20 protein-coding genes are annotated in these 23,315 nt (G+C 55.1%); 8 read left to right on the forward strand and 12 right to left on the reverse strand.

The window, feature by feature from the left end; translation table 11 throughout:
• Positions 1-190: 190 nt before the first annotated feature.
• The 3 genes from ACY692_RS03645 to ACY692_RS03655 all read left to right on the forward strand — a co-directional run bounded on the left by ACY692_RS03645 (position 191) and on the right by ACY692_RS03655 (position 1,924).
• Positions 191-547 carry an ArsR/SmtB family transcription factor gene (locus ACY692_RS03645; RefSeq protein WP_462323979.1) on the forward strand — a complete coding sequence of 119 codons (357 nt, stop codon included), beginning with the start codon at positions 191-193 and terminating at the stop codon, positions 545-547.
• Positions 544-942, forward strand: coding sequence for a rhodanese-like domain-containing protein (locus tag ACY692_RS03650; protein ID WP_462323980.1), 399 nt, complete (start codon positions 544-546; stop codon positions 940-942). Before ACY692_RS03645 ends, ACY692_RS03650 begins: the two co-directional genes overlap by 4 nt.
• A gap of 229 nt (positions 943-1,171) precedes the next feature.
• On the forward strand, positions 1,172-1,924 hold the full coding sequence (locus tag ACY692_RS03655) for a sulfite exporter TauE/SafE family protein (protein WP_462323981.1): 753 nt from the start codon (positions 1,172-1,174) through the stop codon (positions 1,922-1,924).
• Positions 1,925-2,206: 282 nt separating this feature from the next.
• Here the strand turns inward: ACY692_RS03655 and ACY692_RS03660 are convergent, their stop codons facing one another.
• Positions 2,207-3,124, reverse strand: a complete 918-nt coding sequence (locus tag ACY692_RS03660; RefSeq protein WP_462323982.1) for a transposase — start codon at positions 3,122-3,124, stop codon at positions 2,207-2,209.
• A 194-nt stretch (positions 3,125-3,318) separates the two neighbouring features.
• Positions 3,319-4,626 carry an MFS transporter gene (locus ACY692_RS03665; RefSeq protein ID WP_462323983.1) on the reverse strand — a complete coding sequence of 436 codons (1,308 nt, stop codon included), beginning with the start codon at positions 4,624-4,626 and terminating at the stop codon, positions 3,319-3,321.
• An 824-nt stretch (positions 4,627-5,450) separates the two neighbouring features.
• Between ACY692_RS03665 and ACY692_RS03670 the strand changes: the two genes are divergently transcribed.
• Genes ACY692_RS03670 through ACY692_RS03685 form a run of 4 tightly spaced genes read left to right on the forward strand, consistent with a single transcriptional unit; the run spans position 5,451 to position 6,952 of the window.
• Entirely contained in the window at positions 5,451-5,681 is a 231-nt protein-coding gene (locus ACY692_RS03670; RefSeq protein WP_462323984.1) for a thioredoxin family protein, read from the forward strand.
• Between the two features lie 56 nt (positions 5,682-5,737).
• Positions 5,738-6,148 carry a thioredoxin family protein gene (locus ACY692_RS03675; RefSeq protein ID WP_462323985.1) on the forward strand — a complete coding sequence of 137 codons (411 nt, stop codon included), beginning with the start codon at positions 5,738-5,740 and terminating at the stop codon, positions 6,146-6,148.
• A gap of 3 nt (positions 6,149-6,151) precedes the next feature.
• Positions 6,152-6,856, forward strand: a complete 705-nt coding sequence (locus ACY692_RS03680; RefSeq protein ID WP_462323986.1) for a cytochrome c biogenesis CcdA family protein — start codon at positions 6,152-6,154, stop codon at positions 6,854-6,856.
• Between the two features lie 3 nt (positions 6,857-6,859).
• Positions 6,860-6,952, forward strand: a complete 93-nt coding sequence (locus tag ACY692_RS03685; protein WP_462323987.1) for a winged helix-turn-helix transcriptional regulator — start codon at positions 6,860-6,862, stop codon at positions 6,950-6,952.
• A 281-nt stretch (positions 6,953-7,233) separates the two neighbouring features.
• Here ACY692_RS03685 and ACY692_RS03690 read toward each other — a convergent pair whose 3' ends face one another.
• The 10 genes from ACY692_RS03690 to ACY692_RS03735 form a co-directional block, all read right to left on the reverse strand.
• A complete protein-coding gene (locus ACY692_RS03690) occupies positions 7,234-8,868 on the reverse strand; it encodes a methyl-accepting chemotaxis protein (RefSeq protein ID WP_462323988.1) in 1,635 nt (544 codons plus the stop codon).
• Between the two features lie 453 nt (positions 8,869-9,321).
• On the reverse strand, positions 9,322-10,410 hold the full coding sequence (gene msrB / locus ACY692_RS03695) for a peptide-methionine (R)-S-oxide reductase MsrB (protein ID WP_462323989.1): 1,089 nt from the start codon (positions 10,408-10,410) through the stop codon (positions 9,322-9,324).
• Positions 10,411-10,568: 158 nt separating this feature from the next.
• On the reverse strand, positions 10,569-12,107 hold the full coding sequence (locus ACY692_RS03700) for a YifB family Mg chelatase-like AAA ATPase (protein ID WP_462323990.1): 1,539 nt from the start codon (positions 12,105-12,107) through the stop codon (positions 10,569-10,571).
• 3 nt (positions 12,108-12,110) lie between these two features.
• Positions 12,111-12,710, reverse strand: coding sequence for a signal peptidase I (gene lepB / locus ACY692_RS03705; protein ID WP_462323991.1), 600 nt, complete (start codon positions 12,708-12,710; stop codon positions 12,111-12,113).
• A 322-nt stretch (positions 12,711-13,032) separates the two neighbouring features.
• Positions 13,033-14,841, reverse strand: coding sequence for a translation elongation factor 4 (lepA, locus tag ACY692_RS03710; RefSeq protein ID WP_462323992.1), 1,809 nt, complete (start codon positions 14,839-14,841; stop codon positions 13,033-13,035).
• A 531-nt stretch (positions 14,842-15,372) separates the two neighbouring features.
• Positions 15,373-15,858, reverse strand: coding sequence for a hydrogenase maturation protease (locus ACY692_RS03715; RefSeq protein ID WP_462323993.1), 486 nt, complete (start codon positions 15,856-15,858; stop codon positions 15,373-15,375).
• A gap of 108 nt (positions 15,859-15,966) precedes the next feature.
• Positions 15,967-17,412: a Ni/Fe hydrogenase subunit alpha gene (locus ACY692_RS03720; protein WP_462323994.1), complete on the reverse strand. Its 1,446-nt coding sequence runs from the start codon at positions 17,410-17,412 to the stop codon at positions 15,967-15,969.
• 9 nt (positions 17,413-17,421) lie between these two features.
• Positions 17,422-18,354: an NADH-quinone oxidoreductase subunit B family protein gene (locus ACY692_RS03725; protein WP_462323995.1), complete on the reverse strand. Its 933-nt coding sequence runs from the start codon at positions 18,352-18,354 to the stop codon at positions 17,422-17,424.
• A 50-nt stretch (positions 18,355-18,404) separates the two neighbouring features.
• The gene (locus ACY692_RS03730; RefSeq protein WP_462323996.1) at positions 18,405-18,842 is read right to left on the reverse strand and encodes a hydrogenase iron-sulfur subunit; all 438 of its coding nucleotides are present in this window, start codon (positions 18,840-18,842) and stop codon (positions 18,405-18,407) included.
• Between the two features lie 73 nt (positions 18,843-18,915).
• Positions 18,916-21,969: an FAD-dependent oxidoreductase gene (locus ACY692_RS03735; RefSeq protein WP_462323997.1), complete on the reverse strand. Its 3,054-nt coding sequence runs from the start codon at positions 21,967-21,969 to the stop codon at positions 18,916-18,918.
• Positions 21,970-22,423: 454 nt separating this feature from the next.
• Here ACY692_RS03735 and ACY692_RS03740 point away from each other — a divergent pair, with 454 nt between their 5' ends.
• Positions 22,424-23,287 (forward strand): LytR/AlgR family response regulator transcription factor, encoded by an 864-nt coding sequence (locus tag ACY692_RS03740; RefSeq protein ID WP_462323998.1) that lies wholly within the window; start codon positions 22,424-22,426, stop codon positions 23,285-23,287.
• Positions 23,288-23,315 lie beyond the last annotated feature (28 nt).

The following is a 23,315-nucleotide window of genomic DNA, read 5'->3' on the forward strand; positions in this document are numbered from 1 at the left end:
GGGGTGCGCCTGTCCCCCCCCCCCCCGGGGGGAACGTGGTATGATCGAACAGTGAAGCGTCGAAGAGTTATGTGGTGTATCTTTGCATCCAAAATTCTGATTCTTGGAAAACGCATCTGAATAATTATGCAATCTCTTGACGAACCGTGTCGGATAGAATATTGCCATTTAGCAATATGGAGATATGGCTATGAAAAATCTGGTCAAAGTCATGAAGGCCCTGTCCGATCCCGGTCGGGTCAAGATTCTCAAGATGCTCCACGTGCGGGAACTGTGCGTGTGCGAGATCCAGGCGGCTCTGGAACTGGCACAGCCGACCATTTCCAAGCACCTTCGGATTCTTGAAGAAGCGGGGCTGGTGGACAAGCGCAAGGATGGACCGTTTGTGATCTATTTTCCGGACCCCTTTCCCGCTAGCCCCCATTTGGCATCCATTTTGGGAGAGGTCGCCGCCTGGGCGGATGAGAGTCCGGAAATCACGGAATTGCTCGGACGGCTGGCCCATATCGATCGCAATGAAATCAGCAGACAAAGGAGAAAAAAATGAAGGCGCTTAACGAAATTGTAGCAGAAATGGATTTTGATTTTCTTGGGTCCGGCGAACACACCATGAGCGTGGAGGGGATACGCAAGGTGCTGAGTAATGATCATTTTTTGTTTCTGGATATCCGCACAGCCAAGGAACAGGACTATGTGGCTTTTCCTTTTGCCAAACACATCCCCCTGCACGAACTGCCGGCGCGTGTGGAGGAACTTCCCAAAGACAGGTGCATCGTGGCCTTCTGTTCTTCGGTGTTTCGCGGGGCTGTTGCCTACACATTCCTTCGTGCGGGCGGGTTCGAAGAGGTCAAAGGACTGGCCGCATCCATGGAAGAACTGGTCAAGATCTTCAAACCGGGGCCCCTGTCCAAGATGGAGGCATTGCAACCAAAACAAGTGTAAAAACGTGGGTTCTGGTGACGAATCGCTAGAAGGAGTTTTTGTGTACGAGGGTATCTGCATGGGTAACGGTTAGTTGTGCGACTGAACATACTGCTCCACACTGCTAGGAAGAATGCTCTCCGACCAGGATGTCTGCAATGCGGGGAAACGGTCTGGAGGGTGCATCTGGCTACCTGATGCGGCAACCTGTTTTACGATCAGGCATAATTGAAAATTTGAGATACTCTGTATGGATACCTTGACGCTTGTCATTATTTTTCTGTCCTTCGGCCTCAGCTTCATCTTCGCCCTGGGCGGCGTGGGCTCGGCCCTGATCCTCATTCCCACCCTGACCTCGCTGGGGGTTCCCTTCGGTCTGGCCCGGCCCACCGGACTGTTCGTGAACACGGTGAGCATGGTCGGGGCCACCTATTCGAACATCCGGGACAAGCGCCTTGACTTCAGGCTGGGGATCCCCATCATTTCCGCATCGGTCATCCTGGCCCCGGTGGGGGCCTGGGTGGGGCATCTGGTTCCCACGCGGTTCGTGATGTTTGCCTTTATCGGGTTTCTGCTTTTTTCCGGTTCCATGATGCTCTTTTTCAAGGGTTCCAAATACGCAGACCAGTACCGGGAGGACCGCCCCGTTCTCGGTCCGACTCTAGTGGGCGTTATGGCCGGTTTTATTTCCGGTCTGCTTGGTATCGGCGGCGGTGGCCTCATCTCCCCGCTCATGATCCTGCAGGGATTCAATCCCAAGAAGATTGCCGCAGTCACCGCCTTTGCCGTCCCCTTTTCCTCCTTTTCCGCATTCGTCACCTACGCGGCCATGGGCTCGGTCTCCTGGCGGCTGCTCGCTTTTGCCGGCCTGGCCGCCTGGGCCGGCGGGTACCTGGGAACCATTGTCATGCACAGGAGGATGCGTCCGGGCACGGTCAAGAAATTTTTGGGGGTTGTCCTGATACTCATGGCCGTGCGGCTTATTTTGAAAAATCTGACATGACACCAGGAAAAGTTGGCGATGACAATATCAGGACCAATATCAGGGACAGGCAAACTATGTCTTTCATCCAGCTTTCCCCCCTCATTCAACACACCCTCTCCATCTCGAACCTCCATGAGCCTGGTCCGGAGATACCCGCGGTAGATTACAAGACGAAAAATCCTTCTCCCCGATCCAGATACACCCCGGATAGTTCCGCGCCCCCGAATTTTGGGCGCAAAAACCATGCGCAACCGATATGCTCGCGCATGGAGGATACGAACAATACACAAGTATCCGTGATCAACCGTTGGAGAGGCGTTTCAGCGAGAAAACCCCGTCCAGCCCCTGGACCTTGAGGGGTATTTTCTCTTTTTTGCAGGCAAAATAGTCGTGAAACCTTTTGGATTGCCGGGCCACGAATTCCCTGGTTCCGAGGATGCCCGAATCTGTGAAATATCGCGTCCTGTATCTGAGCCGATCCGCCGCTGTCAGCTTGTAGCCTTTTTTCCGCTCCCTCTTCACCATGTTCGGGTCCAGTCTGGCACCCTTGCCCGCATCGAGTAAGCCGGTTTCATAGACGAATCCGCGATATCTCCGGAGCCGCTCCCCCTTCTCAACTCCCCAGTCGGCCATGCCGAGATCAAGACTCAGGAAACCTCCCTGGTTGTTCGCCTGGACATGATAGCCCAGGGATGACCACCGGTACTTTTCCGGACGTTTGACAATGTTCGCTCGAACCGGATTCAGATCAATATAGGCCAGGCAATTCACGAGGGTGCGCCCGTCCTGCACGATGACGCTTTTGAAACGATCCCCCCAGAGATACCCCTTGCGGCCATTCTTTTTGTTGTAATATCGGGAAAAATTTTGCTTGATATCCTTGACGAATTCGGAAAGCGAGCTCCATTTTTGTCGGAGCTCGGCTATTTTTTCAGACGAAAACAGGGCATTTCCCCCATGAGCCAGCTTGTACCGCTTCCGCAATGAGGCTGTGTCCCCGTGATCCTCGGGGAACATGCGCACCAGGAGGTGAAAATGGTTGTCCATGAGACAGAATCCAAGGATTTCGGTAAAATAAATCCTGGAAAAGCGAAAAATCAGTGACTGCAAGAAGTCCTTGTCAGAAGCGTTGAAAGGGAGACCGGGCAGGGCAGTACGGGAGATGACATGATAGACGGTCGGGGTTTCCGACATGAGAAGCCTGGGGATACGGGGCATGGCGACCTCCGGCTATGGAGTGGATAGATACGTCCCCGTAGCATGCATTTGACACGAGTGCCAGTATAGTTTGCCTGTCCCTTGAGCTGCTTGGGCTCAGTTCAACATAAACATACACGGGCTGCCGGCGTCCGGCAGCGGGTGCCGGACGCCGCAGGGGTAATCGAATGAACCCTGTGATAGGTTATTTCTAATCAATGCAGCCTTTTCTTAGCGGTTTCCGGATGGATCAAAAGCGCCATAAGCGACAATGCCGCCGCTCCCATCATGAGAAAGGCGATGGACAGGTCGTCGTGCGTGTGCTGGATCACGTACGAAGCCACCAGGGGCGTGGTTCCCCCGAACAAGGCGAAGCATATGTTAAAAGCAAAGGACATCGCGCTGCACCGCAGATGCGAGGGGAATGCCTCGACCATGGTCACCGGGTTGGTCCCGGCGAACGCGGAGATAAAGAGGGCAAACCCGAGCTGCCCGCCCAGGATGACCATGGCGTGATGGTGGTGCATCATCCAGAACAGGGGGTAGCTTAAAAGCAAAAGGCCAACGGATGCGGACATCAGAACGGGCTTGCGCCCTATTTTGTCCGACAGCTTGGCCATGAGCGGCAAAAGACACATCAAAACGACCATGCTTATCGTGTTGATATCCAAGGCCTCTGAAGCGGGTATCTTAACGATGTCGATAAGGAAGGTGGTGATATACAGGAACACGAGATAGTATCCCACGGAATAGGCCAGCACGATTCCGATGACGCGCAGCATGGCCGCTTTCTGGGTCCTTAGCGCGATCCCGATCGGAGTGCCCTCGATGTTAGCTTCTTTTTCCTTGTCCATGGACACTTCCGGGATCTTCATGCTCAGATACATGGCCCCGGCCCCGATTATAATGGACAGCAAAAATCCCACTCTCCAGCCCCAGGAAGCCATCTGCGTGTCGGTCGTCAAAGTACTTAAAAGCGCGCCCACGGCCGAGCCGAGAAGCGCTCCGGCAACCGCCCCCACACTGCTCCAGCTGGCCATGTAGCCCCGCTCGTTTCTTTTTGCATGCTCGGCCAGAAAAATTATCGAGGTCGTGTATTCCCCGCCGACCGAGAGGCCCTGCACTATGCGCAGGAGTATGAGCAGTACGGCCGCCCAAACTCCTATTTGTGAATATGTGGGCATGACCCCGATCAGAAAACTGGGAACGGCCATCATTATCCCGGAAAGGATAAGAACAAATTTGCGTCCGACCCGGTCTCCGATGTGTCCGAATATTACTCCCCCCAGCGGACGGACAAGAAAACCGGCGGCGAAGGCTCCAAAAGTGGCTATCAAGGAAGTCATGGGATCCTTGGATGGAAAGAATTGCTGCGAGATTACCGGGGCGAAGTAGCCATATACCGCAAAATCATACCATTCCATGATATTTCCGGAAAGACCCCCCAGAATGACAGAACGAGCGTTTCTTTTTCCATTGCCGGCCATAGAACCTCCTTGTTGGAGCGGGTTTGTGGTTAACATATGCGCAAAGCGAAAAAATAATCATTTTCAGGTTGTTGTGCGGGCAATCCTGATTGGATTGCCTCATTGGCTAATATGTTTCTTGCCAATGTTCAAATTAAAAAAAACATTGCGCGGGAAAAAAGTGCTTTATGTTTATTGCCCTGTAAGCACTCACGGGATGGGAGTTCCGGTGCTTCCTGGATGGGCAACAGGATATATCAACCGGCTGCAATGGATTCTTCTGGTCGGATGCAGAATCTTCATGGCCGTTGTAGGTGCTCGGATTGCCCATCTGGATCCGGCCAAACAGCCCAAGTGCATCCTTGGATGCTCCTGTAAAAAGTCGAAAAGTGAGGTCTAAGCTCAAAACCATATTTTGTAACAACCTGATTTTACGTAAACCTTTCAACTTAAATCGTAACCCTGCCTGCAAAAATCTATTTTTGGCAGGCACATCTCTTTGTGCGGGTGATGTTCTGGCCCTGAGATCCGGATGGGAGAAGCAATATTTCCGACCGCTTTTCGGGTCGGTATCCGAACATGTGATCCGGCATTGCAGTTCCCCGGTCGTTGTCGTGCAGCACTGATATGATCGGAATGCTTGCATATTCGGATGTGGCGTCCGTGCAACCCGTGCCATGGAACGAAAGGCGTTGACCCGGGTGACTAATTTGGCTATTTAGCCAAAGAGGCTTGGCGTTGTCTCCACCGGCTTGTTTAAAGAGGGGGCTATTTTTTTGTAGATTGTTGGCTTTTTTGCCAAATATTAAAAGGTCCCCCCGGTGAACCTGACAGCGGCGTTGTTGTTACCGGGGGGATGGGTAAACAAGAGGGGATTGAGAATGATCATCAAGATCTTGGGGGCCGGATGCGCGAAATGCAAAAAGGCTGAAAGGGTTGTCCGAGAGACCGTGGCCGAATCAGGAGCAGATGCACAGGTGGGAAAGGTGACCGATCTGCGGGAGATTGTCACCCATGGGGTCTTCTCCACGCCGGCCGTGATCGTGGACGGCGAGATCAAGGTGAGTGGTGCGGTTCCGAGCAAAAAGGACGTGCTTGGCTGGTTGCAGTAAGGTGGAAGGTGCTGTCCCGGCCATTCCCGCACACAGAAATTTAGGAGGAGTTGTTGATGAACAAAACGGTCTTGTTGTGTTTGATTTGGAGTATCCTCTTTTTTTCCCCCATCATGGGCATGGCCGCAGGTGATGCGGCCGGGTCCGGCGGATCTTTCCCCGCCGTCCTTCCCGTTCCGGGCACCGTGACCATGGTCGAACTTGGTGCCCACGCCTGCGTCCCCTGCAAGATGATGGCCCCGGTCATGGATAAGCTGGAAAAGAAGTACGCTGGTCGCGCAGCCATCGTGTTCATCGATGTGTGGGATCATCCCGGAGAGCGCGAAAAATACGCGATCAGGGCCATTCCCACGCAGATTTTCTTCGACCATGCCGGGAGGGAGGTCTCAAGGCATGTGGGATTTTATCCGGAAAACAAGATTTCGCGGATCATGGATACATTGCTTGCGGACCAGGGGGGCAATTAGGGTATGCTCGAAAACGCCTTTGTGGCTATCAATACATGGATGCAGGCCGAGACATGGATGGCCGGGCTCGGCTGTTTTCTCTGGGGTATGGTCAGCGTGCTTTTCAGCCCCTGTCACCTTGCCTCAATCCCTCTTGTTGTGGGGTACGTGGGCGGACAGAACCGGATCCTACGCGGCCGGGAAGCCGTAAAGTATGCCCTGGCGTTCACCGCAGGGCTTTTTTTGACGATCGCGTCCATCGGGATCATCTGTTCTCTTCTCGGCAGGATGCTCGGAGACGTGGGCCCCTACTGGAATATCCTGGTTGGAGGCATCCTCATCTGGGTCGGGCTGGACATGTTCGGTCTGACCGGCTGTTCTTTGGGGCGGTTCAATCCTGCAAGGCTGGGCCTTGCGGGATTGACCGGCGCCTTTGTGCTCGGATTGGCCTACGGGCTGCTTTCCGGGTCGTGCACCTTTGGATTCATCATGCCCATACTGGCCATTGTCACGGTGCAGGAAAAGATCCTCACCGGGATCCTGCTCATGCTCCTTTTCGGCCTGGGCCACTGCCTGCCGATCGCCCTGGCCGGGAGTTCCACGGCAGCCGCCAGACGGGTACTCGAAAACCGGAACATGCAGCAGGGGGCCCACTGGTTCCGCAAGGCGGCCGGAACGGGCATCTTTCTCCTGGGCATCGTGTTTGTCACCAAACCGTTTTTTGCTTGAGAGGTGGATAGTGATTGTCTGCTGACCAGAACCGTCTATCCGGAGGCGCCGCCCCGTGTGGAATACACGCTGACCAAATTGGGGCACAGTAAGTAACCGATCCTGGAGATGATGCATTCCTGCGTGGGTGACCGGTTGGGACTGAGCGCGTCGCCGGAGTGGATGGTGCTGAACCGGTAACCCTGCCCGAAAGTACGGAACCGTCTGTCCGTCGCCCCGGTCGGAAGTGCCACTCCAGCCGCACGACGGGTGCCGGGAGTATGTGCTGACGCTGCCGAAGGCATTATGACGGGAAAAAAGGTCTGTGAAGGTAGGATGTCTGGCCATATACAAAGGGGGATTCCGAACGGAATCCCCCTTTGTATATGGCGAAACGGTCAGGGTCGGTGCCGGTTTTCCAGTGCCGGAATCCCGCAGCTTGGGGTCCCATTCCCTGTCTGCTTGACCGTATCCAGTGCCGATACATTGAAGAAACTAACGGTCTGTTGCAGATCCACCGCCTGCGCCGAGAGGGTTTCCGAGGTCGCGGCAACCTGTTCGGATGCGGACGCATTATGCTGTACGGCCTGGTCGAGTTCCTGCAGGGCCTTGTTGATTTCCTCGGCCCCGGCATTCTGTTCATTGCTCGCAGCAGTGATTTCCTGGATCAATTCTGCGGTTCTCTTGATATCCGGGACCATCTTGTCGAGCATTTGCCCCGCCTGTTCGGCAACCCGTACGCTGGAACCGGAAAGCCCACTGATTTCCCCGGCCGCCTTGGCGCTGTTTTCAGCCAGTTTGCGGACTTCGGCAGCGACCACCGCGAACCCCTTGCCGTGCTCTCCTGCTCTGGCCGCCTCGATGGCCGCATTCAATGCCAGAAGGTTGGTTTCCCGGGCAATGTCTTCGATTATGGTGATTTTTTCGGCGATTTGTTTCATTGAATCGACCGTTCCTTTCACTTCTTGTCCGCCTCTTTCCGCGTCATCGGCTGCCTGCAGAGCGATTTTTTCGGTTTCCCGGGCGTTGGTGGCGTTTTGACTGATGTTGGCGGTCATCTGTTCCATGCTCGAGGCCACTTCTTCGACAGTGGCCGCCTGTTCGGACGCCCCCTGGGACAGACTGTCCGAGGCGGAAGAGAGCTCGGTGCTCCCAGAGGCCACGTTGTCGCTGCCTGACTGTACATTGAAAACCACATCCCGGAGTTGTCCCAGCATGTGGTCCATGGCCTGAGAAAGTTGGGCCAGCTCGTCCCTGTGGGTGTCGTTGAGCGTTTGGCGCAGGTCTCCCTCGGCCACGGTTTCGGAAAAACGGACACACTCCATGAGGGGCTTGGTGATACTCCGCGCGATGAGCCATGCCAGGGGAATGACGATCAGGGAGAGCATCAGGACGATGCCCAATGCTATCCAGCCTATCAGCGTGTGGGTGAAGTCCTGGAAACGTTCGGCAATGGCCGCACCCTTGGCGTCGATGGCGTCGATGTATACCCCGGTTCCCAACCACAATTTTGTGCCCGGTATCATCTGTACATAGGCCAACTTGGGAGAATCCTCCCTTTCACCGGGTTTGGGAAACCAATAGGTCACGAAGCCTCCTCCACCCTCGGCTTTTTTTGTGAGCTCCCGGATGAAATAATTGCCCTTGGCATCCTTTGCATCCATGAGATTCTTTCCCTGGAGCTCGGGTTTGGTCGGGAGGGCAATGTTGATCCCTTGCAGGGTGTAGGCGAAATAATACCCATTGGTACCGAACCGGACCTTGTCCAGTTCCCTGCGAACGATGGTTCCGAGAGGCTCTCCGGAATCCTTGGCTAGGGCGACGGCGTCCCCGACCTTGGTGGCCATGGATTGGACGCCGAATTTGAGTGTCCGTTCATACCCTTTCCGCATCGCCGACATGGCTCTGTTTTTTCCCGTGTCGGCCAGGTCGTTCAGCCCGAGGACGAAGGCCCCACTGGCCAGAAGTGTGGATATGACGAGCAGAACGAGCAAAAACAGGATTCTTGCTTTGATGGAAATGTTACGAAGCATTGAACCTCCTTGGGAGCAAAGAGTGTGGGGGGATTTGCAATGAGTATGGCCTGTTGGGAACAAAAAGGCAAGGTGGGTTGGATTAAAGCATGGAAAGAGAACGAAACCGTGGAGGAAGGAGTACGCAAAAGGCGGGGATATTGTTTCCGTGTACTGTTGGTTCCTGACGCAGCCATAAGTCAGAAGCCTGGCCGGGAATACGGGGACGGACCTGGGCCACAAGTCGAACCAATCGTCCCCCATGGCCCAGAGATCCGGGTGTCACCGGAACATTGATCCCACAACGGCAGCCCCTTTCTGGACCGTCAATCGTCTGGTCGGCAATCGGGGCAGCGGAAAGGCCGTGTGCGTAATTGGTGTCTTGTGTCCCCCAGTCCATCGGTCCAATCCCTGATCTCCAGCAGCTGCCGAGCAGACGCTCGGCGTTCCAGTCTACAGGGACGATACCTCGTTTTATCTGGGATGTTCCTGGTATTCGACATACCCCTCCTTGCCAAGATCTTCTACCGGAATAAACCGCAGGGCCGCCGAGTTTATGCAATAGCGCAACCCAGTGGGGGGAGGGCCGTCTTCGAATACATGTCCCAGGTGGGTGTCCGCCCTGCGGCTCCTGACCTCGGTGCGTACGGTGAACAATGTGCGGTCTTCCCGTGTGACGATGTTCCCGGGTTCCAGGGGACGGGTGAAGCTGGGCCATCCCGTACCAGATTCGTATTTGTCTCTGGAGCTGAACAGAGGGGCGCCCGAGACGATATCAACGTAGATGCCGTCCCGCTTGTTGTCCCAATAGGCGTTGTCAAAGGGAGGCTCGGTCCCATCCTCCTGGGTGACCTTGTACTGGAGCGGGGTGAGCATCCTGCGCAGCTGATCTTCCCCGGGGTCGACGACGTCTCCGCCGATGACGATCGTTCGCAGGTCCAGCTTGTCTCCCCAGGTTTCCTTGAGAAAATCGTCGCGCCCGGATCGGTAGCGGTAGAACTTGTACCGGATACTGTTTTCCCTGTAATAGTCCTGGTGATACGCCTCGGCCGGGTAGAAGGTTTCCAGCTTGCGGATCGGGGTGACAATGGGACTGTTTACTATCCCTGACTGTTCGAGGGCTTTTCTGGAAGCCGTGGCAATGTCCCGCTGTTTTAGGTCATGATAGAATATAGCCGAAGTGTATTGGCCGCCGCGGTCAACGAACTGGCCTCCCGCGTCCGTGGGATCGATATGCCGCCAAAACCAGTCAACAAGGAACGCATACGGGATTTTTGTCGGATCATAGACGACCTGGATGGCCTCAACGTGACCTGTGGTTCCGGAAGAAACCTGGTCGTAGGTCGGGTTGGCCGCATTGCCCCCTGTATATCCGGAGACCACCGTGACAACCCCGTCCAGTATTTCGAAATCCGATTCCATGCACCAGAAACATCCCCCGGCAAAGGTGGCCGTTTCGAGGCCGGATGGATTATCACGAGTTATCTGCGTGCTCGCGGCAGCGAGAACGACAGGAAAGAGGACAAAAAGCATGGTCAAAAGCAGTGGCAGGAATATTTTCATGACCCCTCCTCTGTGGTCAACGTGGATCGGGTACAAACCCTCAATATGGACAGGAGGAGAGAAGTCAATGGCAGGGGAGTGGAGCGGGATCGTCCGGCTGGACCTACCGCGATTTTGATCTTCGGGGTATTGGCCGGGCGAGATCAGAAAATCCGGTATCAGAAGTAGTCGGTTTGTCTGTCCAGAGTGCGGTAGTTGATGGCCTCGGCCAGGTGGGGAACGGCGAGCCCGGGGTCGCCGGCAAGGTCGGCAATGGTCCGGGCGATGCGCAGGATGCGTGTGAAGGCCCGGGCGGAAAGACCCAAATTCTTGACCGCCGATTCCAGAAAACCGTGCTCCGCATCACCCAGGGGGCAGAACTCCTGGAGCCATTTGCCCGAGAGTTGGGCATTGGTCAGCAGCGGGGTGTCCAGATACCGTTTGGACTGGATCTCGCGGGCCGTTTGGATACGTGTGCGCATGGTCGTGGAGTCCAGTGCCCCGGTGTTTTGGCGGAGTTCCTTGTAGGGCACGGCCGGGACCTCGACCTGGAGATCGATACGGTCCAGGAGCGGTCCGGAAAGGCGGGATCTGTACCGCTGTATCTGGCTCGGTGTGCAGGTACACGGATGGCGTTCGTCGCCCAGATACCCGCATGGGCATGGGTTCATGGCCGCCACGAGCATGAAGTCTGCCGGGTAGGCCAGGGAGACCGCGGCCCGGGAGATGGTCACATTGCCGTCCTCCAGGGGCTGCCTGAGGACCTCCAGGACGTGCTTCTTGAATTCAGGGAGCTCATCTAGGAAGAGGACTCCCCTATGGGCCAGAGAGACTTCACCCGGCCTGGGGTACTGGCCGCCGCCAATGAGTCCGGCGTCGGAGATGGTGTGGTGCGGGGATCTGAACGGTCGGGACACGATCATGGGCTGATCGGATTTGAGGTGCCCGGCCACGCTGTATATCTTGGTCACCTCAAGGGCCTCGTCAAAGCCCAGGGGGGGCAGGACCGTGGGGATACGTTTGGCAAGCATGGTCTTGCCGCTGCCGGGAGGCCCCAAGAAAAGCAGGTTGTGTGCGCCCGCTGCTGCGATCTCTATGGCCCGTTTTGCATGCTCCTGGCCTTTGACCTCCGAGAAGTCGACCAGGTGTTTTTCACGCAGATTCCACAGGGAATCCAGATCGCTGACCGCTGGTTCAATGGTTGTCTCGCCAAGGAAAAAACGGATGGATTGGGAAAGGGAGTCTACGGGCAGGACCGTCAGCCCCTTGACGACCGCGGCTTCGGCGGCGTTTTCCTGGGGCACGAACAATGCCTTGGCCCCGGTTTCCCGGGCCTTGATGGCCATGGGAAGAATTCCGGTGACCGGTCTGAGCCCACCACTCAAGGAGAGTTCTCCGGCCATGTAATAGCCGGCCAAGGCATGGCCGGGGATTTCTCCGGCCCCGGCCAAAAGTCCCAGGGCAAGTGGAAGGTCGTAGCCGCTGCCTTCTTTGCGGACGTCCGCTGGGGCCAGGTTGACCGTGATCCGCGATGCCGGGAGCTTGAATCCACTGTTCTTCAGGGCCGAGAAGACACGCTCCTTGCTTTCGCGGACGGCACCCTCGGCGAGCCCGACCATGCAGAATGCGGGCAACCCAGAACGGGCCAGGTCCACTTCGAGTTCAACGGTAAAGGCATCAATGCCGAGAAGAGCGGTTGTTTCGACCTTGGAAACCATGGATCATTCCACCAGTTTTCCGATCCGGTTCCAGCGGATATTTGAGAAGCCCTCCCAGGACCAGTACAGGATCATGGCCTTGCCTTCGATCTTGTCCCGGTCCACGAATCCCCAGAATCTGGAGTCGTAGGATTGGTCCCGGTTGTCGCCCATGACAAAATATTTGTTTGCAGGAACGGTGATCGGGCCGAAGTTGTCCCTCGTGGGCCGGTAGTTGGGTTCCACATGCCGGGCATAGGGCTCGTCCAGTTTTTTGCCGTTACGATAGAGGACCTTGTCGCGCATCTCCAGGACGTCGCCCGGGGTCCCGATAACCCGCTTAATGAAATCCTTTGAAGGATCCTCTGGGAATTCGAAAACGATGATGTCCTTGAACTCGGGCTCGGAGAAGTGGGTAACGAAAAAGTCGGTAAATGGAATCCGGATCCCGTAGGTGAATTTGTTTACCAGAAGGTGGTCCCCGATCTGCAGTGTCTCAAGCATGGATCCCGAGGGGATCTTGAAGGCCTGGACCACGAAGGATCGAATGATAAAGGCCAGGATGAAGGCGATGATGAGGGCTTCGGCGTATTCTTTCAAAACAGTTTGCCAGCGTGGTTCCATGGAGTGGTCCTGATAGATGTTCGGTTTTTGAAGAGTCGGTTCGTTGGTGGAACAGAGAGATCCCGGATCGGGGCCGGGACGATGCTTTTTGAAATTTTACGAATTTTAAGAAATTTGTTTAATTTTAGTATGTTACTGGCGAAAATCTGCCATAAACAACAAGAAATTTTTAGAACCGCTTGAACCTAAAACCTAAAACTGCGGCTTGGCCGCAATAGAGGGGTAAAGGATTGAAACCGTGGAATGGGAATGCTGCATTGTTGGCAACATGGCCGGATCGTTATTCGGGTAGGGTTTGCCCGATAAGCCGTTTGCGGGGGGATTATTTGTTGTCATCCACCTGCATGGCGGCCAGGAAGGCCTCTTGGGGGATTTCCACGCTCCCCATGCGTTTCATGCGGCGTTTACCTTCCTTCTGCTTTTCCAGGAGCTTGCGCTTCCGGGTGATGTCCCCGCCATAGCACTTGGCGGTGACGTTCTTGCGCAGGGGAGCGTTCCGTTCCTTGGCGATGATCTTGCTCCCGATGGCCGCCTGGACAATGACCTCGAAGAGCTGTCTGGGGATGAGCCGCTTGAGTTTCAGGGCCAGGGCCCGACCGCGGTAATAGGCGTTGTCCCTGTGGACGATACAGGACATGGCATCTACGGGTTCGCTGTTGATGAGAATATCCAGCTTGACGAGGTCTGCGGGACGGTAGTCCATGATTTCGTAGTCAATGGATGCGTATCCCCTGGTCATGGATTTAAGGCGGTCGAAGAAGTCGTACACGATCTCGGAAAAGGGCAACTCATAGGTTATGATGACCCTGTTGGCGGTCAGGTACTTGAGATCCTTCTGTACCCCCCGTTTTTCCTCACATAGTTTGAACACGTTGCCCACGTACTCGTTGGGGACGTGGATCTCCATACGCACATATGGTTCGTTGATCGTGTTGATTTCTCCCGGGCTCGGTAGCTTGCTCGGGTTGTCGATTTCAAATATCTCGCCGTCGGTCTTGTGGATTTCGTATACTACCGAGGGGGCGGTTGCAATGAGATTCGCTCCGAATTCACGCTCCAACCGCTCCTGGATGATTTCCATGTGGAGCAGGCCCAAAAAACCGGCCCTGAAACCGAATCCCAGGGCCTGGGAGGTCTCGGCTTCATACGCGAAGGCGGCGTCATTGAGCTGGAGTTTTTCCAGGGCCGAGTGCAGCACACTGTATTCGGCCGGTTCCACCGGGTACAGGCCGCAAAAGACCATGGGCTTGACCGTTTTGAAACCGGGAAAAGATTTACTGGTCGGGTTTTTGGGGTGGGTGATGGTATCACCCACACGGGCCTCGTCCAGGTCTTTGATACTTGCGCAGAGGAAGCCGACCTCACCGGGCCCGAGTTCGGGGATATCCGATGGTTCGGGCGAGAACACGCCCAAACGGGTGACCTCGAAGTCCTTGCCCGTGGAGAACATCCGTATGGACTGGCGGTTTTTGATCGTTCCCTCGAGAATCCTGAAAAGAACGACGACGCCCTGGTAGGAATCGTACCATGAATCAAAGATCAGCGCCTTGAGTGGCCGTCCCGGCGCACTTGTGGGGGCCGGGATTTCGTGGACGAGGCGTTCGAGGAGACCGGGTACCCCTTCTCCGGATTTTGCGCTGACCAAAATGGGATCGGTACAGTCCAGGCCGATGGCCTCTTCGATCTCCTGACACACCTCGTCCGGATGGGCGCTGGGCAGATCGATCTTGTTCAGCACTGGAAGAACGTCCAGATCGTGGTCCAGGGCCAGGTAGACGTTGGCCAGGGTCTGGGCTTCGACCCCTTGGGTGGCATCCACCACGAGCAGGGCCCCGTCGCAAGCGGCCAGGCTGCGGGACACCTCGTAGCTGAAATCCACATGTCCAGGAGTGTCAATGAGGTTGAGAATGTAGGTGTTCCCGTCTGGAGATGCATAGGGAATGCGCACCGTCTGGGATTTGATGGTGATTCCCCGCTCCTGCTCCAGTTCCATCCTGTCCAGGTACTGGTCCCGTTTGTCCCGCTCGGCGATCAGCCCGGTCAGTTCCATAATCCGGTCAGCCAGTGTGGATTTTCCGTGGTCGATATGGGCGATGATGCTGAAATTGCGAATTTTTGTGGTCTCGGTCATGCAGGTATCCGTGGCACCCCTTGGTGCCTGGGAAAAAACGATACATGGTCTGAAGAATCAGACGGACAATTTCTGTATTGTTTTTTGCTGGTTGGGGATTTGTAGGGACATTTCCCGCTATGGGTACATGTCCCCTCAAAATAGATCGTGACTATTCAGGTGCATTTTCTAGGAATCAGAATCGTTACTGTAAGAAATTTAAGAGCCTTAAGAAATTATATAGGGGCGGTTAGCAGGTAGGTCTCTTATTCCTTAAATTTTTTACATCCTCCAATTTCCCAAATTTATTGACCGGCACTCAGATTTGACACGCAATTTTAACGTGTTGCGGTAGTAAAATTTTGACCTGAATAGTTACAATACCTCGAGAGAACAGCCGCAAAAAGTGTCCCGGGCAACAATATTGAGAAAGGTGTGCCCCCGTGATTGTCAGAACAAGAAGGTATGGACCGCCTATGCGGTCACGCCATGCGGTCCGTTTATAGCGGAGGCTCACGGCCACTCCGGATCCCATGGTCCTGGATGTCCGTTTTAGAAGTAGCTTTTGACCTTGGTCACGAGCTCGGGAAGTTGTTCCTGCAGGGTCGGGCTGAGTCCCTCTTCCATGGCGTCGGGAATGTACGCACTCTGGACCACCAGGATCTTCAGGTCGATCCCCGTGTTGTCCCTGAGTTCCTTGAGCAGGTTGGTGGTCGGGAACTGGTGGAGGGTGAAGTCGGGGATCTTCTTGGGATCCATCTGGTCCACATCGATCTCGAAGATTTCACCGGGCTCACGGTCGCTCTGGGTGACCGCGTCAACCACGATGACCCGGTCCGGAAGGGTATCGCTCAAGACCATGTCGAAAAGAAGCCCTCGTATGGAGGTGCCCACATCCAGCAGGGCGACATCATCAGGCACTTCCGGATCCTTTTCCAGGGCCGCTACCAGGGCCGGACCGACACCATCGTCCGCATACAGGACATTCCCGCAACCAAAGACAACCACGCGGGAATTAAACATCTTTGACCAATCCATGTACTCACTCCTCATCCCGTACCGCAAAAGGGCCGGGCGTTACAAAAAAGACCGCTGCCCGCTTACGGGCAACGGCCTTCATAATCCATTTGTGTACGGCTGTCTAATCTAGTGTTTCATGGTTTCCAGGGTGTTTCCTGCATTGTCCTGGATCTTGACTTCCATGGCAATACCGCCATCCAGGCGGTGAGTAGCGCAGCTCATTCACGGGTCATAGGCGCGTACGGCCATCTCGATCCTGTTCAGGATGCCCTGGTCGTATTTGCCGTCTTTGATGACCGCCTTGGCGGCCTGTTTTACGGACAGGTTCATGGCCGCATTGTTGTGCGTGGTGCCAACAATGAGGTTGGCCATGGTACACAGGCCGTTTTCATCGGTCTTGTAGTTGTGGATCAGGGTACCGCGGGGTGCTTCAACACAACCAACGCCTTCACCGGCCTTGGGCTCGATGTTCGTGGCCCGAATATCCCTGCCCGTGATTTCAGGATCATTGAGCAGTTCTTCGGCACGTTCGGCGCAGTATACCAGCTCGATCAGACGTGCCCAGTTGTAGAGCAGGGTCAGATGAGCGGGGCGGCCAAAGCTCTTGCGGAAGATTTCAAGTTCTTCCTGAGCCAGAGGCGTTGCCATCTTGTCACAGACATTGATTCTGGCAAGACAGTTGGAGCGGTAGACACCGACAGGATCATTTTCGTCGAGTTTCAGGTTGCCCCATTTTTTGGCATAGGGAAACTTCAGATAACTCCAATCCTCGATGTGCTCACCGATATAATCTTTGTAATCTGCATACTTGAACTGATCGATCTTGCCATTGGCATCCTGCATGCGCAGTTCGCCATCATAGAGCTGTAATGCGCCTTCACCATCGACAGTTCCGATGTAGCCGGAAGGAAATACCCCCAGGGTTTTTACCGCGTCCAGATATTTGGGGAAGACATCTTCACGGGCAAACTTCATGGTGAACATGGCGAAGTCTTTGAATTCCTTGATTCCTTCAAGGAGTTCCTTCCGTTCTTCCTCCTGCATGGGCCGGGAATATCCGCCAACGACAGCGGCCATGGGATGGATGACCTTGCCGGCGAATTTTTCGAGCATCATCTGGGATTTGTAACGCATGTGCACTACTTTTTTGGCCAGGTCCGGAGCGGCACCAACAATACCCACGACATTACGTACGGAATAGTCGGCATCGGGACCGAGGACGAAGTCCGGTGCGGCCAGAAAGTAGAAGTGGAGGATCTTGTCCGGAATATAGGCCAGCATCTGGCAGAGTTCCCGGAGTTTTTTGCCCGTGGGGGGCAGTGTCACGCCGAGGCACTCGTCAGCGGCCTTGTTCGAAGCCAGGTGATGCTGCCAGGGGCAGATTCCGCAGATGCGGTTGACGATCCGGCAGACCTCTTCGATAGGACGACCGACAACGAATTTTTCAAATCCCCTGAGAGACAAGACGTGCAGTCTTGCATCATCCACATTTCCGGTGTCATCAAGCTGGATGGTGACGCTCGCATGACCCTCAATGCGGGAGACCGGGGCTATATTTAATGTTTTACCCATTATCTCCTCCTAACCTAGTTTTTTCAGCATGTTGTGTGCGCCGCAGAACCGGGCCAGATACCCGCGACGGTCAGGCATGGCCGAGGGATCGAAACCGTTGGAAGCCAGGGCGCCCATGTAGTCGACAATGGGCTTGGCACCCTTGCGGATGGGACCGTAGCAGCCACGACAGGGCATGCGGGTGCTGATACACCGAGGATTCCCGTTCTTGCCGCCGCACCCGGCACGGGTGACCGGGCCGAGGCAGAGGAAACCCTGTTCCAGCAGACAGCGCATTTCGTCAATTGGTTTATCCGGATCGAATTCCGGAGTCTGGAGCATGCGCTTGATATCCGGAAGACCCTTCTTGCCCTTTTTGATGGTCGGACAGGTGTCGCATACCGACCGTTCGGGCATGGCAAATTCGGTCTTACCCTCGAGGAGGGCAAGGACCGCAGCCGTGATCCAATCAGGGTGCGGGGGGCAGCCGGGCAAATAGATATCCACGTCCACGATTTCGTCGAGGGCGTAACACTTGTCCAGCAAGGGCGGAATGTTCTTGGTCGGGGGCTCGCCGGGATCCGTGGTCGGAGAGTCCTTGTACACGAACTGATTCAGTTCGTCGTTACCATACATGTTGATCAGGGCGGGGATACCGCCGTCCGTGGCACAGGTGCCCAGAGCGATGAGGAGTGTGCACTTCTTGCGCATTTCCTTGGCGATCTCGACGTGTTCCTCGTTCCTCACACTTCCAGAAACGATCCCGACTACGGCTTCGGGGATGTTCATCTCGGCCTCTTCGCCGGTCTGTCCGAAGTATTTATGATCCATGATGACCGGGATGTGGACGAAATCCAGGTTGTTGACCAGGAGGTCAACCAGGACATCACCGATATTCAGAAGGGCTATCTCACACCCGGAGCATGAGTTGAGCCATTCTTCGGCAACAGTTACTTTGGCCATATCTCTTACCTCCATGGGGTTGGATCAGAGTTTGATCCACCCTGACATCGTTAGGCGCTGACAGCCTGTTTCTTTTCCAAACGGACAGGATTTGGACCCAAATTCCGGATTTTATCCGTGAATTCCGTGACGACTTTCTGGAATTTGGGAGCCTCAGCCCCTGAAACCCACTCGATCGCGAACCTTTCGGGATTGATGCCGAGATCTTCGAGGACCAAGTTGATGGCGTTTGCCCTAGCCAATGCTTTATGATTACCATCCAGGTAATGACATTCACCAAGGTGTCAGCCCATGACGATGACGCCATCGGCTCCTTTTTCCAGGGCGTCGACAACAAGATTAGGGTGGACCATCCCGGAACACATGACCCTTATGGCGCGCATGTTCGGGGGATATTGCAGCCTGGAGACTCCCGCCAGGTCTGCACCGGCATATGCACACCAGTTACAGAGGAATCCGATGATTACAGGCTCAAAATTGTCTGCCATTGAAACGTCTCCTTGTTTATGGCTTTTCGTGCGTGGGATCCCCTGAAAACAGAGATCCCACGCCCAAAGTGCGTTATATATCCTCCAGGGCTGTCATGACCTGTGCCCTGAGCTGTTCCGTTGTGAAGCCGTGCACGTAGACACCCTTCTTGGGGCAGGTGGCCTCACAGATACCGCAACCCTTGCACAGAGACGCATTGGTCTCGATCCGCCGTTTCTCTTCGCCTTCCTCGTCCGTGTAGGTAACCATGGTGATGGCACCATAGGGACAGGTATCCACGCAAAGGGCGCAACCATCGCAGTTTTCCGTGGGGTAGGACTTGATGGAATCCAGAGTCATCTCGGATTTTGAGAGTACAACGGAAGCGCGTGCGACAGCGGCCTGGGCCTGGGCGATGGCCTCGTCGATGGGCTTGGGATAGTGGCACAACCCGGCAACATACATGCCGTCGACGGTCATGTCGACAGGACGCAGTTTGGGATGGGCCTCCATGATGAAGCCGTCCTCGTTCAGGCCACACTTGTACAGGTCGACCAGCTCGTCGCTCTTGTTGGGCACAATGGCCGTGGCAAGGACGAGATAGCTTGGGCGGATATCCAGGGTTTTTCCGGAGACGGGATCGTCGACCAGGACGACGAGATCATCGCCCTCGCTCGTGACACTAGGCTTTTTGTCCAGTGAGTAGCGGACGAATATGACGCCGAGTTCCCTGGCTTCAGTGTACAGATCTTCACGTTCGCCATAGGTCCGGATATCGCGGTAGATGATGAATACGGGCATGTCCGGATTGGCCTTTTTCAGGTCAATGGCCGATTCCATGGAGTGGGTACAGCAGGTTTTGCTACAGTAGGGGCGTTCAGGGCAGCGTGAGCCGACGCACTGGATGAATACCGCGCCCTTGGCCTTGGATACCGCAGGCATGTGTTCCCTGAGTTCCTTGTCGAACTCCAGGTGGGTCAAGACCCGTTCGTCCTTGCCGTACAGGTATTCATCGGGTTTGTACTCGGTGGCACCGGTACAGACGACGGCCGCGCCGTATTTGATGGCTTTGGTTTCCCCGGCCACGTCGATCTCGGTGACAAAATCACCCACCGAACCCTTGTTGCTCTTGAGGGTGGTATTTTTGAAGAGCTTGATGTTCGGATGGGCTTCGACCTTGGCGACCAAATCGTCCACATAGGGTTTGATGGGCTCACCCTTCCAGGTCTTGTTCAGAAGCAGGGCGTTACCACCCAGGGTGTCGGTCTTTTCGACGAGCATGGTTTCAAAACCCTGATCGGCGATACCAAGGGCCGTCTTCATTCCGGAAACACCGCCACCAACGACAAGGGCGGTCTGGTTCACGCCGATGGACAGGTGGTCCAGTGGCTCAAGCATGCCTGCCTTGGCCACGGCCATGCGCACCTGGTCCTTGGCCTTATCCGTGGCCAGGTCCTTTTCCTTCATGTGGACCCAGCTGTTCTGGTTCCTGATGTTGGCCATCTCAAAGAGATACTCGTTGAGGCCGGCTTCCTTCAGGGTTTCCTGGAACAGGGGTTCATGGGTTCTTGGCGTACACGCGGCCACGACGACACGGTTGAGCTGCTGTTCCTTGATTTCATTGGCCATCAGGACCTGTGTGTCCTGGGAACAGGTGAACATATTGTTTTTGACGTAGACAACGCCCGGGAGGGTCTTGGCGTACTCGGCAACGGCCTCGACGTCGATGGTCCCGGCGATGTTGATCCCGCAGGAGCAGACAAAGACACCGATCCTCGGTTCCTGACCGGCCACGTCGGTCTCGGCGGGGAAGGTCTTGTCCTGGGTCATTGTGCCGCGGACGGAATTGAGATTGGCGGCCGCTTCCATGGCTGCGGACGAGGCCTCTGTAACGGACTGAGGAATGTCCTTGGGGCCCTGGAACGCACCGGCAGCGAAGATGCCGTCCTTGGTGGTGGCCACGGGGTTGAAGCTGGTGGTCTCGGCAAAGTTGTACTTGTCGAGTTTGATGCCCATGTTCTGGGCCATTTCCAGGGCAGCGGGGCCGGTCTGCAGACCGACGGAGAGGACGAAGAGATCGTATTCTTCCTTGGCCCGTTCACCCGTTGTCGTATCCATGTATTCGACGATCACGCCCTTGTTATCGGGGCCGGGATAGATAGTATGGATGCGGTCGGGGATAAAGCGGATGCCTTCTTCCTTGGCCTTTTCAAGGTATTTGTCGAATTCCTTGCCGTGGGTACGCATGTCCATGTAGAAAATGGACAGATCCAGGTCTTCGCCATCGGCGTGTTCCGCCGAGACCATGGCCTGTTTGAGGGCGTACATACAGCAAACACTGGAGCAGTATCCGTTGTCACACTTGTTGATGTTACGGGAGCCAACGCATTGTAACCAGCCAACCTTCTTGGGGACGGTGTTGTCCGAGGGACGTTCAAGGTGCCCCATGCATGGGCCGCCGGCTGCCAGGAGACGTTCGTACTCGAGGCTGGTGACCACATCGGGCAGTTTGGCGTAGTCGTATGTGTCGAAGACAGAGGGATCAAAGGCCTTGAATCCGGGTGCGGTTATGATGGAACCCACCTGGACCTCATGGAATTTTTCCGTATCCTCGAAGTTGATGGCTTCAGCGGGACAGAATTTTTCACAGGCCCGGCATTTGCCTTTCTGGATGTAGATACAATTTTCCGGATCGATGGCGTACTTCAACGGAACGGCCTGGCCATACGGAATGTAGGCCGCCTTGCGTTTGCTCAATCCGCCGTCGAATTCGTTGGGGACCTTCTTGGGGCATTTTTCCGCGCACATGCCGCAGGCGATACATTTATCGACATCGACATACCGCGGATTTTCTTTGACGGTTACGGTAAAATTACCAGCTTCGCCTTCGATCTTCTGTACCTCACTCAGGGTGAGGAGTTTGATGTTCAAGTGCCGACCGCACTCTACCAATTTTGGTGAGAGTATTCACATCGCGCAGTCGTTGGTCGGGAAGGTCTTGTCCAGCTGGGCCATTGCCCCGCCGATCGCCGACGTCTTCTCGACCAGGTACACGTAGTAACCGGTGTCAGCCAGGTCCAATGCCGCTTGGATGCCGGAGATCCCGCCCCCGACAACCATGACTGCACCAACTTTCTCTTGTGCCATAGTTTACCCCCTTAGCCAGTTGATTTGGTGCTAATGGTATTGAAATATCGGTTGTAGCCACTTTCAGGATCGTCATAACCCGGGCTTCGATCCTGATTTATATAAAAACCAAATAGGTCAGACATAAATATGTGCAAAAAATTTATGAGCTTCGTATCCCATGTTTGGAAAAAATGCTAGTCCTTGTGGCGAAGAAATTGAAAAATAATTGGGGGATTGCAAAAAAAAGTATCACAAGACGATCCCGTCTACCCGCTTATGGATTTCTGCGTAAAAGACGGCATGGGGCCATGGGGGCCAGCACTCCGTGTGGGAACAACAAAGGGGAAGACGCGGATGGCGGGTTTTCCGTCAAGAGCCTTGCGGGTCCCCATGATTCTGGGTATGCTCAAATTTATTGATAAAAATGGACCTGCGGTCCCGATATTCTCCCACAATGACCATGGACCGGCATATGAAAAAAATGACCTGTTTGCTCGTGCACCAGGATCCCCAAATCCGGCAGGAACTCAGACGGATGCTCTCGGAAATCAAGGGGGTCAAGATCCTTGGTGAGGCTGTCTCTTCCTTTGAGGCGTTGGAGATGCTGGAATCCATCCCGTATGATCTTTTTTTCCTCGGAACCGAACTCGACGGAGGGGTGACCGGCATTGAAATGGCGCAGATTCTTGCCCAGCGCAAGACTGGTCCGGTGCTCATCTTTTTGGCCCCGGACGAATCCCTGGCCTTCAAGGGATTTGAGCTCGGGGCAACGGACTATCTGCTCTGGCCGGCCACCGTGGATCGGTTCAAGCGTGCCATTGAACGTGCCGGGCAGATAATGCCCAAATCCAAAGATTCCGACAAGGGGGTAGCCAGCCCCTTGGAGGCCAAGGCGAGCAATGGGGAAGAGACCCTGCACTTGTCCCTCGGCGAGAAGGAAGAGGAACTTTTTCTCGAGGCGTTGCGTCAGGCCTGGGACCGGAAACAGGCAAGGCCCCTGGAGATCGAAAAGCTCCCCATCAACCAGGATGGCAGGCTGTTGCTCATCCCGTATAGTTCCGTCGTCTTTATCGAGGCGTATGAGGACTATAGTTATGTCCACACCTCTAGTGATAAATTTTTGACTTCCTACCGGCTCAAGAGTCTCGAGGAGCGGTTGCGTAAACACCGGTTTTTCCGCGTACACAGAAAGTATCTGGTCAATCTTGAAATGGTCACGGAAATCGCGTCGATGCCCGGCAGCAATTTCATGCTCCGTACCGCGGGGAGAAAAAAAATCGAGCTGCCCATCAGCCGTCGGCGTATCGGTGAGTTGAAGCAATTACTCAACCTATAAAAATGGACGAACGGCCGTGGGGGGAGGA

The organism is Desulfoplanes sp., assembly GCF_054921335.1.